This window comes from Haemophilus sp. THUN1692, from assembly GCF_059704395.1.
In genome coordinates this window covers 158,305-170,716 of the sequence record NZ_AP046579.1, presented here as the reverse complement: position 1 = coordinate 170,716, position 12,412 = coordinate 158,305, and the positions used below count along the sequence as shown (strand labels likewise).

The following is a 12,412-nucleotide window of genomic DNA, read 5'->3' as shown; positions in this document are numbered from 1 at the left end:
AAAAACAATAAGGATATGTAATGAAGAAGGTTATTAAATTAAATTTAATCACACTCTGCTTAATCAATACCCTTAGTGTTTCTATCGTTGATGCAAAAGCTGAAGAAACATTAGAGCAAATTGATGTAGTAGAAAAAAATGTCGCTAACGATAAAAAACCTTTTACGGAAGCAAAAGCGAAAAGTACCCGAGAGCATATTTTTAAAGAAACCCAGACTATCGATCAAGTTATTCGAAGTATCCCTGGGGCATTTACTCAACAAGATAAAGGCTCTGGCGTAGTTTCTGTTAATATTCGTGGCGAAAATGGGTTAGGTCGTGTTAATACGATGGTCGATGGAGTCACACAAACTTTTTACTCTACAGCCATGGACTCAGGTCAATCAGGTGGTAATTCTCAATTCGGTGCATCGCTTGATCCTAACTTCATTGCTGGTGTCGATGTCAATAAAAGTAACTTTTCAGGTTCTAATGGCGTAAATACCTTATCTGGTAGTGCTAATTTTAGAACATTAGGTGTTAATGATGTTATTACCGATGACAAACCATTTGGCATTATTCTGAAAGGAATGACAGGGAGCAATGCCACTAAATCCAATTTTATGACAATGGCTGCAGGCAGAAAATGGCTTGATAATGGTGGTTATGTTGGTGTGGTATATGGTTACAGTCAACGTGAAGTTTCACAAGATTATCGTATTGGCGGAGGAGAACGATTGTCTTCGCTAGGGCAAGATATTCTTGCTAAAGAAAAAGAAGCCTATTTCCACAATGCAGGTTATGTTTTAAATTCAGCTGGACAGTGGATTCCTGATCTAAAGAAGAACATTTGGTCTTGTAACCAGACAAAGCCTAAGTTAGCAGAGAACATAGGTGATGGTGTTAACTGTACATTTTATAATCGTTTTGATCCTAGCGCAAAAGATAGACAAGAAATTCTCAAAAAATTAGAACAACACGTAAACCCAGAAAATATACCAAAATTACAAGATGACATAAAAAAAACTGACAAATCATTTGAAGATAATAAAGATCAATATAGTGTTGCACCAATTGAACCTGGTAGTTTGCAATCACGCTCGCGTAGCCATTTGTTAAAATTTGAATATGGCGATGATAACCATACCTTAGGTGCACAAATACGTACCCTTGATAATAAAATTGGTTCTCGAAAAATCGAAAATCGTAATTATCAATTAAATTATAATTTTAATAATAATCGCTATCTTGATTTAAATCTAATGGTAGCACATAACTTAGGTAAAACCATTTATCCTAAAGGCGCATTCTTTTCTGGTTGGCAAGTAGAAGATAAATTAATTACAAAGAATTTGGCAAATATTATTGATATTAACAATAGCTATACTTTTTTATTGCCAAAAGAAATCGATTTAAAAACCACATTGGGCTTTAACTACTTTATTAATGAGTATAGTAAAAACCGTTTTCCTGAAGAATTAAGTTTGTTTTATAACAATAAATCACACTCCCAAGGAAACTATAGCTATTTAGGTCGCTTCCAAGGAAGCAAAAGCGGATTACCACAACGTTCAGTGATCTTACAACCTTCCGGTAAACAAAAATTTAAAACTGTTTATTTTGATACCGCACTTTCTAAAGGAATTTACCATTTAGACTATAGTGTCAATTTTACGCATTATGCATTTAACGGTGAGTATGTAGGTTACGAAAATACACCAATACAAATTAATGAACCTATTTTGCATAAATCAGGTCATAAAAAGGCATTCAATCATTCTGCTACATTAAGTGCAGAACTGAGTGATTATTTTATGCCGTTTTTCACCTATTCGCGCACACATAGAATGCCAAATATTCAAGAAATGTTCTTCTCTCAAGTATCTGATGTTGGCGTAAATACGGCATTAAAACCTGAGCAAGCTAAAACTTATCAACTTGGATTTAATACCTATAAAAAAGCTGTTTTTACAGAAGAAGATGTTCTAGGTTTAAAACTAGTGGGCTATCGTAGTTTCATCAAAAATTATATTCATAATGTATATGGTGTATGGTGGAGAGATGGCGTTGTTCCTGACTGGGCAGCTAATAATGGATTTAGATTCACCATTGCTCATCAAAATTATAAGCCTATTGTGAAAAAGAGCGGTGTTGAGTTAGAAGTAAATTATGACATGGGACGTTTCTTTACAAATCTGTCTTATGCATATCAACGAACAAATCAACCAACCAATTATGCAGATGCAAGTCCACGTCCTAATAATGCGTCAAAAGAGGATATTCTAAAACAAGGTTATGGTCTATCTCGTATCTCAATGTTACCTAAAGATTATGGAAGATTAGAACTTGGCTCTCGCTGGTTTGATCAAAAATTAACTCTTGGTATCGCAGCACGTTACTATGGGAAAAGTAAACGAGCAACCATTCAAGAAGATTATATTAACGGTTCTCAATTTGAATTAAATACGAGCCATAAACGAACTTATTATGCAATCAAGAAAACAGAGGAAATTAATAAACAACCGATTATTTTAGATTTGCATGTAAGTTATGAACCTGTTAAAGATTTAATTATCAAAGCTGAAGTACAAAACCTACTAGATAAACGTTATGTTGATCCTTTAGACTCAGGGAATGATGCTGCTTCACAGCGCTATTATTCAAGCTTAAATGATTCAATTTGTAGTAAAAATAATACTTGTGAAGATGGAGGAAAAGATAAATCTGTACTTTATAACTTTGCACGTGGAAGAACTTATATTCTGAGTTTAAATTATAAATTCTAATTAGCTCATATAAAAAGGCATAGCTTATTAGCTATGCCTTTTTAAATAATGATTAGGATTCAATTTTAGGATTTATTATCTTATTAAAAGATTATTACTACAGTCTATCAATCATCCCCAACACTAACACCGAAGACTGTTTTGCGGCCAACGGTAAGAACTCTTCAAAAGACATACTTGCTTCACCATCTCCTCCATCAGAAATTGCTCGAACCACCACAAAAGGCACATTAAACGCATAGCAAACTTGTGCAATTGCAGTGGCTTCCATTTCAACACCTGTCACATTCGGGAAATCTGCTTTTATTTGTGCAATTTTGTCTTCGCTATTAATAAAACTATCTCCAGAGCAAATTAAACCACGTTTTACTGATTGTCCTTGCTTTTCTGCAATTTCTTGAGCGAGATCTGCTAATTTTTTGTCGGATAAAAATGCCGCAGGATTAGCAGGCAACTGACCTTTTTCATAGCCAAAAGCGGTCACATCCGCATCGTGATAGCTTGTTTCATCAGAAATCACAATATCCCCCACTTTCAAGCCTTTTGCTACCCCACCTGCAGAACCAGTATTGATCACAAAATCTGGTTTGGCTAATTGCAATAATGCCGTCGTGCCAATTGCAGCGGCCACTTTGCCAATTCCTGATTGCAATAATGCAACATCTTTACCATTAATTTTGCCTTCAAAAATTACCGCACTTGCTACTTGAGTTTCAGTTATCTCTGCCATTAAATTTTTTAAAATTTCTACTTCTTGCGCCATTGCGCCAACAATTCCGATTTTCATCACTTTTGTCCCTGTTCTATTTTATTTACCAAAAAATCTAGCACAGCCACGCTATAGTCATCATTATAAAGCGTACTCGCAGTGAGTACATATTTTCCCCCAATGACAACGTAAGGATAGGTAAACACACCATATTCTTCCGTCAATTCAATCGCATCTTGAATTTGTTCTTTTACTCTTTCTGAATTTTCAGCCTGAATAAATAACTGTTTATCTAGACCTTGTTCTTCCGCCCATTGTTGAATTTTATTTGTCGAAGACAACTCTGCATAACGGGATTTTTCTGAAGTTTCAAACAATAAAACATTAGATAATTCCCCCGCACTTAATGCTTGCAAAGTATAAAAAATACGTGCGCTAAACTGGCTATCCGCAGTTGCAATAGGATATTGTTCCAACGCAACTTTATTTGTACGCATTTGACTATAAAGCTCCAAAATATCTTGCGCTGAAGAACATACGCGGCAATCGTAATCAAAAAAGAATTGAATCCGTATTTTTTTATCCGCTCTAAGTGCTTGTTCAATGGGTTCTTGATAAGAAAAATAATCCCGCCCATCTTCAAAATAAATTGTGTCCCGTGATGGCAAGTACGGAGAATTTTGTACTGAAAATTCTTTCTGATTGACTTCTGCTAAAACAAACGACGATAAAAAAAGCAAACAAAATGCCAACAGCCCTTTTAATTTCATTCTATCACTCATCTATCGGCTCAATATAATCTACCAATAATTGTACGCTACGATTGCCACGAAATTCGTTAATCTCTAATTTATAGGCTAAACGAGCCTGTTTAATTGAAAGATCAGGATACAATCTTGTATCAATATTAAACGCAACCGCATCTAATAAAACCCCGCCCTGTTTCGGTTCTAGCAACATTTTTAGATGATTTTTATTTTGCCCAATCGCGCGCTGATCCAAAATTTTAAATTCACCATCAAAGCAAGGCTCTGGGAAAGCTTGTCCCCAAGGGCCTGATGATTTTATCAGTTCCGCCGTTTCAAGATTAAATTCATTTGAATTTAATTCGCCATCGGTCCAAATTACACCTTGTAAATGTTCTTGATCAAGCCAATCGGCAACGGTTTGATTAAAAATATGTTGGAAATCGTCAAAGTGTTCTTCTCGAAGGCTTAAGCCCGCAGCCATCGCATGGCCACCAAATTTTAAAATCATATTAGGATATTGCGAATGAATACGCTCTAAAACATCACGCATATGCAAACCTTCAATAGAACGCGCAGAACCTTTCAAGACTCCCTCACCATCTTTCGCGAAGGCAATCACAGGACGGTGATATTGTTCTTTAATTCGAGAGGATACTATTCCCAACACACCTTGATGCCAATCTGGTTGATAAAGTGTAATCCCCGAAGGTAACTCTTTAAAAAGTGCGGTGAGATTTTGGCAAATTTCTAACGCCTCAAGCTTCATACCAGCTTCAATTTCTTTACGCGTTTGATTGAGTTGGTCAAGATCTAAAGCGAATTCTCTGGCTTTTAGCATATCATCCGCCAGTAAAAGCTCTACCCCAATCGACATATTGTCTAAGCGCCCCGCTGCGTTTAAACGAGGTCCGATACAAAAACCGAGATCACTTGAAGTAAACTGTTCAACATTACGGTTAGCCACTTCAGCCAACGCAACAATACCTGGACGGCAACGCCGTGCACGAATCCGCATTAAGCCTTGATAAGCAAGGATACGATTATTCTGATCTAAAGGCACTACATCCGCGATAGTACCCAATGCCACCAGATCGAGCAAGTCAGTAAAATTAGGTTGTGTTTCTGCAGTAAAAATACCGAGTTCTCGAAATTTTGCTCGTACGGCTAACATCAAATAAAACGCAACACCAACGCCCGCTAAGGATTTTGAAGGAAAACCACACTGACTTAAATTAGGGTTAACAATGGCATCAGCTGGCGGCAAAATTTCCGGTGGTAAATGATGATCCGTCACTAAAACTCGGACACCTTTCTCTTTCAAAAATGCAACACCGTCAAAAGATGAAACGCCATTATCCACCGTCATTAACAGCTGAACACCCTTTTCAATCACCATTTCAGCCACAGGAATACTCAAACCATAACCCTGTTCAAATCGATTTGGTACAAGATAATCCACATCCGCAAAACCAAGTTGTCTTAAAGCTAGCACACTCAATGCTGTACTAGTTGCACCATCAGCATCAAAATCCCCAACAATCACTATTTTTTGCTGTTGTTGGTAAGCTTCCACTAATAAATTTACCGCTTGCTCAATACCATATAGCTGATTTGGATTCAGCATTGATTTTAAAGTACGGTCTAATTCTTCGGTGTTTTGAATATGGCGTGCGCGATAAAGGCGATCTAATAACGGATGGTTTGAAACAGAATTTCCAATTGGAATTTCACGGCGTTTTATAAGTTTTTTCACTGGATATTAATTCATATCTAAAAGCAAAAAGCTGTTGAAATCAACAGCTCTTTTATCTATACTTTTCCCGTCGGTCAGGGCTTTTAACCCTGAATGCTGACAGGGGTTAAAAGCCCTACTGACCATTAGTCTAACTATTGTGTCAGCTAAGGATTTTAATAATGCCTAAATTATGTAGTTATATCATAGTCTTCGTATTGTTAATGCTTTTAAGCTCCCCAGCATATTGAGCATAACCGACTAAATACAAGGGGTAGGCATCTGCCCCTTGCTTTTCATTATAAAATCATTTCGCTGTTTCTTCAAGTGCGCTCAACAAATCAGCTGGTTTTAAATAACCGCCAATAAGCTCACCAGTTGAGGTAACAATACTTGGTGTGCCATTTACGCCAAATTGCGCGCCTAATTCATAATGCTTTTTCACAACATTTGGGGTTTTAACTTCTTTCGGTAAATTGCCTTTTTCTGCTTCATTTAAAGCAAAAACAGGATCTTTAGCCGTCCAAATTGCTTCCATTTGTTTTGCAGTTTGGTTATTCATACCCGCACGAGGGAAAGCTAAATAACGCACGGTAATACCAAGATCGTTATATTCTTTTAATTGCTGATGTAATAAATGGCAATAATGGCAAGTAATATCCATAAATACCGTCACAACATGCTTTTCATTTTTAGCGGGATAAACAATCATCTCATTTTTATAAGAATTAAGTTTATCTACTAAAATTTTACCCGCCACATCAACAGGGCCATTATTTGTGAGTTCGTAAAGTTTACCTTGGAAAGCATATTTTCCATCTTCCGTCACATAAAGTACGCCTTGATCTGTTACGGCAGTTTTGATACCTGAAATTGGCGAGGATTTTACATCAATATTTGATGCGCCAAGAGACTGTAATTTGCTTTTAATCGTGGCATCGTTTGCCATTGCATTAGCCGCAGCCATGCACAAAAGTGCGGTAAGAATTTTCTTCATTTTTTGTTCCTAAATTAGCTTAAGTAAGAAAGCCTGAAATTATAGAGAGATTGCTAATTTCTGCAAGGTCAAACTATCCAAAAATCAGAAAATAGCATATAATTCCACACTTTATTACACAGTGAATTTATTATGTTTGAAATCAATCCTGTAAAAAATAAAATCACCGACTTATCCGACCGCACTTCGGTGCTTCGGGGGTATCTTTGACTTCGATGCCAAAGTTGAGCGTTTAGAAGAAGTCAATGCGGAATTAGAACAGCCGGATGTTTGGAATGATCCAGATAAAGCCCAAGCGCTTGGTAAAGAACGCGTTTCTTTAGAACAAGTTGTAAATACCATCAAAAATTTAGAACAAGGCTTAGAAGATGTTGATGGGTTGTTAGAACTTGCCATCGAAGCAGAAGATGAAGACACCTTCAATGAAGCAGTTGCTGAATTAGATGAACTCGAACAACAACTCGAAAAATTAGAATTCCGTCGAATGTTTAGTGGCGAACACGATGCTTGCGATTGCTATGTGGACTTACAAGCAGGTTCTGGCGGTACGGAAGCTCAAGATTGGACAGAAATGTTGCTCCGTATGTATCTCCGTTGGGCTGAAAGCAAAGGTTTTAAAACAGAACTGATGGAAGTCTCTGACGGTGATGTAGCTGGATTGAAATCGGCAACGATTAAAGTGAGCGGTGAATATGCCTTTGGTTGGTTACGAACAGAAACGGGTATTCATCGTTTAGTGCGTAAAAGTCCATTTGATTCCAATAACCGTCGCCACACATCATTCAGCGCAGCATTTGTCTATCCTGAAATTGATGACGATATTGATATTGAAATCAATCCTGCTGATTTACGTATTGATGTTTATCGAGCATCGGGAGCAGGTGGGCAGCACGTAAACAAAACTGAAAGTGCGGTGCGAATTACCCATATGCCAAGTGGCATAGTTGTGCAATGTCAAAACGACCGTTCACAGCACAAGAACAAAGATCAAGCGATGAAACAATTAAAAGCGAAATTGTATGAGCTTGAATTACAGAAAAAAAATGCGGATAAACAAGCAATGGAAGATAATAAATCCGACATTGGTTGGGGAAGCCAAATTCGCTCTTACGTATTAGACGATTCACGCATTAAAGATTTGCGCACTGGTGTGGAAAACCGTAACACCCAAGCCGTATTAGACGGTGATTTAGATCGATTTATTGAAGCGAGTTTAAAGGCTGGGCTTTAAGCATGATTGGCTGGATAAGTAAAGACGCGTTACTTATCCCATCATAAGAAATAACCCCAAAGCGCGGTTATTTTTGAAGATATTTTTAAAGTTAAAATTAAAGGTAAACAACATGTCAGAACAAGAAGTTAAAGAATTAGATCTCAATGGCGAAATGCTCGTTCGTCGTGAAAAATTAGCTGCATTACGTGCAAAAGATAATGCATTTCCAAACAAGTTTCGTCGTGATGCTCTCGCACAAGATTTACACAATCAATATGATGCAGAAGAAGGTGAAATCTTAAAAGAGAAAGGCGTTGAAGTACAAGTTGCTGGCCGTATTATGACTCGCCGTGCAATGGGTAAGGCGACGTTTATCACCATTCAAGATATGAGCGGTAAAATTCAGCTTTATGTTGCACGCGATAATTTGCCTGAAGGCGTTTATAAAGATGACGTTGGTACTTGGGATTTAGGTGACATCATCGGCGTTAAAGGCACTTTATTTAAAACAAAAACCGATGAACTCACAGTGAAAACCACTGAAGTTCAACTTTTAACTAAAGCTCTTCGCCCATTACCAGATAAATTCCATGGTTTAACCGACCAAGAAGTTCGTTATCGCCAACGTTATTTAGATTTAATTTCTAACGAAGAATCTCGCCGCACTTTTATTATTCGTTCTAAAGTTGTCGCGGGTATTCGTGAATATTTCATTTCTAAAGGATTTATGGAAGTGGAAACACCAATGTTACAAGTGATTCCTGGAGGTGCATCTGCACGTCCTTTCGTGACCCATCACAATGCATTAGATGCGGATATGTATTTACGTATCGCACCTGAACTTTATTTAAAACGCTTAGTAGTGGGTGGCTTTGAACGAGTATTTGAATTAAACCGCAACTTCCGTAATGAAGGGGTTTCTGTTCGTCATAATCCAGAATTTACCATGCTTGAATACTACCAAGCTTATGCGGACTACCATGATTTAATGGATAACACCGAAGAACTTCTTCGTAAATTAGCAATTGATATTCTTGGTACTACTATTGTGAAATACGGCGAATACGAATTTGATTTTGGTAAACCATTCGAACGTATTACGTTACACGATGCAACGATTAAATATGGTGCAGACAAAGGTATCGTAAAAGAAGATTTATATGACTTTGATCGTGCAAAAGCCACGGCAAAACGCTTAGGTATTGAAGTACAAAAATCTTGGGGTTTAGGCAGCATTGTGAACGCAATTTTTGAAGAAGTGGCTGAACATCACCTAATTCAACCAACATTCTTAATGGCTCACCCTGCGGAAATTTCTCCACTAGCACGTCGTAATGATGAAAATCCAGATGTAACAGATCGTTTTGAGCTCTTTATCGGTGGTCGTGAAATCGGTAATGGTTTCTCAGAGTTAAATGACGCGGAAGACCAAAATGAACGTTTTGATGCACAAGTTGCAGCGAAAGAAGCGGGTGATGATGAAGCGATGTTTAAAGATGAAGACTTTGTTGTTGCGCTAGAACACGGCTTACCACCAACTGCTGGTGAAGGTTTAGGTATCGACCGTTTAGCGATGCTTTATGCAAATGCACCATCAATTCGTGATGTTATCTTATTCCCTGCAATGCGTCAGAAATAATAAAGATATAAACAAAAGCCACCATTTGGTGGCTTTTTTATCGAAACATAAAAAAGGGAGCTAATGCTCCCCTTATTTTTTAATGATTAACCATTAATAAATTTTTCACCTAATTCAATATCTGCACGTAAAGTCGGCAACATATTTTCTAAGGCTTGTTGTTCAAAATTGCTTAATGGGCCAATTGGTAAAATTTCTTCTACACCTTCTTTACCTAAACGAACTGGCTGAGAGAAGAAACGAGCATATTTTCCATCGCCTTCAACATAAGTACATTCAACAACTGTCTCGCCACTCAATCCTTTCACTAAAGAACGAGCGAAACGCGCTGCAGCTTGCGCCATTGAAAGCGTTGCAGAACCACCACCCGCTTTAGCATTGACCACTTCTGTACCAGCATTTTGGATACGTTTTGTTAATGGTTCGATTTCTTCTTCATTCCATTCAGAATATTGAACTTGAGAAAGTAATGGAAGAATAGTCACACCTGAGTGACCACCAATAACAGGAACGCTCGTACGAGAAACATTTAAACCTTTTAATTCAGCCACAAAAGTTTCAGAACGTAACACGTCTAAAGTTGTCACGCCAAATAATTTACGTTTGTCGTAAACACCTGCTTTTTTCAATACTTCTGCAGCAATCGCAACGGTAGTATTTACTGGGTTAGTGATGATACCAACGCACGCTTTCGGGCAAGTAATCGCGACTTTCTCAATTAAACCACGAACTATGCCTGCATTAATATTGAATAAATCTGAACGATCCATACCAGGTTTACGCGCAACACCAGCAGAAATTAATACAACATCCGCACCTTCAAGTGCAGGCGTTGGATCTTCACCAGAAAAACCTTTCACATTCACTGCAGTTGGAATATGGCTCACATCCACTGCCACACCTGGGGTAATAGGGGCAATATCATATAATGCTAAATCTGAACCAGCAGGCAACTGAAGTTTTAGTAATAACGCTAATGCTTGACCAATACCGCCTGCGGCGCCTAATACTGCAACTTTCATAAATACTCCTTATGTGTTAGTTAATTTAAGATGACCTGATTTTAAAATTTTCATCTCACAATTACAAACAGAGAAATATCATTCTATGATCTAGTTCACATTTCTGAGGTAATTTTTTCCTTCTCTTTGCTTTTATTCACATTCAAGTTGATGAAAATGAATTTTTATGCAATTCTTATGCAAATTTTTGACTATTGAAAAATAAAAATGACTGACAATTTAACTCGCGCTTTTAAAGAATTACTTAATCAAGAACGCTTTGGATCTCAAAGTGAAATTGTCGATGCCTTAAAGAAACAAGGCTTTACAGGCATTAATCAATCAAAAATATCAAGAATGCTCACCAAATTTGGCGCTGTTCGCACCCGTAATACCAAAATGGAAATGGTCTATTGCTTACCGGGTGAATTAAGTGTTCCTAATACCAGTAGTCCATTAAAAAATCTTGTATTAGACGTTGATTACAATGATATGTTAATTGTCATTAAGACTTCTCCAGGCGCAGCACAACTCATCGCTCGCTTACTTGATTCAATTGGAAAATCAGAAGGCATCTTAGGCACTATCGCAGGCGATGACACAATTTTTATCACACCAACACGTGGCACAAAAATTGTCGATTTACTCAAAAATGTTCAACGTTTATTTGAAAACGCGTTGTAATGAACATTTTATTAACTGGAGGCACGGGACTTATCGGTAAAGCACTTGTTGAGCAACTCTGCTTACGCAATGAACAAGTGACGATCTTAACGCGCTCAAGTACACCACACACCATCCCAAAGCAAAAAAACATCAAATTTATTACCGCACTTTCAGAACTCGATTTACAAGAACAGTTTGATGCCATCATCAATCTTGCTGGCGAGCCTATTTTTCATAAAGCTTGGACGACAAAGCAAAAATCGATTTTACGAGAAAGTCGTTTAAGCCTCACTACTCAACTGGTTGAATTCATTAATCAATATCAGCAACACCCTATTTTTATTTCAGGTTCAGCGAGTGGAATTTACGGCGATCAAGACGAACAAATAATTACCGAAGCAAGCAAAACAGCAAAAACCTTCACCGCACAATTATGCCAAGATTGGGAAGATATTGCGCGACAAGCTAATGCGAGGGTTTGTTTGATTCGAACAGGCATGGTCTTTTCTAAGAAAGGAGGCGCGCTTGCTCAAATGTTGCCTTTATACAAATGGGAACTTGGCGGCAAACTGGGCAATGGAGAGCAATATTTTCCCTGGATTGCTTTGGAAGATATGGTAAATGGCATTTTATTTTTACTCGATCATTCAGAGTGCCAAGGCTCATTTAACTTCACCGCCCCGAATCCCATAAAACAATATAAATTTAACCGCACTTTGGCTCGAATATTAAAACGTCCTGCCTTTGCAACCATTCCAAAATGGATATTACATTTCATTCTTGGCGAAAGAGCGAATCTATTACTCGAAAGCCAAAATGTGGTGCCTGAAAAATTACTCAACGCAGGATTCAAATTTAAATATTCTGATTGCGAAAACTATCTAAAAGACATCCTAAAAAACAAATAAAAAAATCACCGCACTTTTTTAATGCGGTGATTT

Annotated in this window: 10 protein-coding genes; 5 read left to right on the top strand and 5 right to left on the bottom strand. The window is 37.6% G+C overall.

The annotated features are described in order from the left end of the window. Nucleotides 1-20 precede the first annotated feature (20 nt). Complete coding sequence (locus AC6H0A_RS00820) at nucleotides 21-2,765, top strand: TonB-dependent receptor domain-containing protein (RefSeq protein ID WP_005642184.1); 2,745 nt, start codon at nucleotides 21-23, stop codon at nucleotides 2,763-2,765. A 97-nt stretch (nucleotides 2,766-2,862) separates the two neighbouring features. Here the strand turns inward: AC6H0A_RS00820 and AC6H0A_RS00815 are convergent, their stop codons facing one another. From AC6H0A_RS00815 to dsbC, 4 genes are all read right to left on the bottom strand, one after another. Further along, nucleotides 2,863-3,552: a 5'-methylthioadenosine/adenosylhomocysteine nucleosidase gene (locus tag AC6H0A_RS00815; protein WP_005642185.1), complete on the bottom strand. Its 690-nt coding sequence runs from the start codon at nucleotides 3,550-3,552 to the stop codon at nucleotides 2,863-2,865. Next, nucleotides 3,552-4,244, bottom strand: a complete 693-nt coding sequence (locus tag AC6H0A_RS00810) for a thiol:disulfide interchange protein DsbA/DsbL (protein ID WP_080567421.1) — start codon at nucleotides 4,242-4,244, stop codon at nucleotides 3,552-3,554. The genes AC6H0A_RS00815 and AC6H0A_RS00810 overlap by 1 nt, the downstream gene beginning before the upstream one ends. 4 nt (nucleotides 4,245-4,248) lie before the next feature. Continuing rightward, complete coding sequence (gene recJ, locus AC6H0A_RS00805) at nucleotides 4,249-5,976, bottom strand: single-stranded-DNA-specific exonuclease RecJ (RefSeq protein ID WP_005642189.1); 1,728 nt, start codon at nucleotides 5,974-5,976, stop codon at nucleotides 4,249-4,251. Nucleotides 5,977-6,262: 286 nt separating this feature from the next. Next, the gene (gene dsbC / locus AC6H0A_RS00800) at nucleotides 6,263-6,952 is read right to left on the bottom strand and encodes a bifunctional protein-disulfide isomerase/oxidoreductase DsbC (RefSeq protein WP_179230985.1); all 690 of its coding nucleotides are present in this window, start codon (nucleotides 6,950-6,952) and stop codon (nucleotides 6,263-6,265) included. Between the two features lie 132 nt (nucleotides 6,953-7,084). Here dsbC and prfB point away from each other — a divergent pair. After that, nucleotides 7,085-8,183, top strand: a protein-coding gene (gene prfB, locus AC6H0A_RS00795) for a peptide chain release factor 2 (protein WP_100185028.1) whose coding sequence is annotated in 2 segments (ribosomal slippage) — nucleotides 7,085-7,159 and nucleotides 7,161-8,183 — 1,098 coding nt in all. Because the reading frame shifts where the segments join, the coding sequence is not laid out codon by codon here. A 112-nt stretch (nucleotides 8,184-8,295) separates the two neighbouring features. Beyond that, nucleotides 8,296-9,804, top strand: a complete 1,509-nt coding sequence (lysS, locus tag AC6H0A_RS00790) for a lysine--tRNA ligase (protein ID WP_179230986.1) — start codon at nucleotides 8,296-8,298, stop codon at nucleotides 9,802-9,804. Between the two features lie 86 nt (nucleotides 9,805-9,890). Here lysS and mdh read toward each other — a convergent pair whose 3' ends face one another. Next, entirely contained in the window at nucleotides 9,891-10,826 is a 936-nt protein-coding gene (gene mdh / locus AC6H0A_RS00785) for a malate dehydrogenase (protein WP_005642195.1), read from the bottom strand. A 207-nt stretch (nucleotides 10,827-11,033) separates the two neighbouring features. Between mdh and argR the strand changes: the two genes are divergently transcribed. Together argR and AC6H0A_RS00775 are read left to right on the top strand one after the other, a co-directional pair. Further along, complete coding sequence (gene argR, locus AC6H0A_RS00780) at nucleotides 11,034-11,489, top strand: transcriptional regulator ArgR (protein ID WP_005638679.1); 456 nt, start codon at nucleotides 11,034-11,036, stop codon at nucleotides 11,487-11,489. After that, nucleotides 11,489-12,379 (top strand): TIGR01777 family oxidoreductase, encoded by an 891-nt coding sequence (locus tag AC6H0A_RS00775; RefSeq protein ID WP_005642197.1) that lies wholly within the window; start codon nucleotides 11,489-11,491, stop codon nucleotides 12,377-12,379. Before argR ends, AC6H0A_RS00775 begins: the two co-directional genes overlap by 1 nt. The last annotated feature ends 33 nt before the right edge of the window (nucleotides 12,380-12,412 follow it).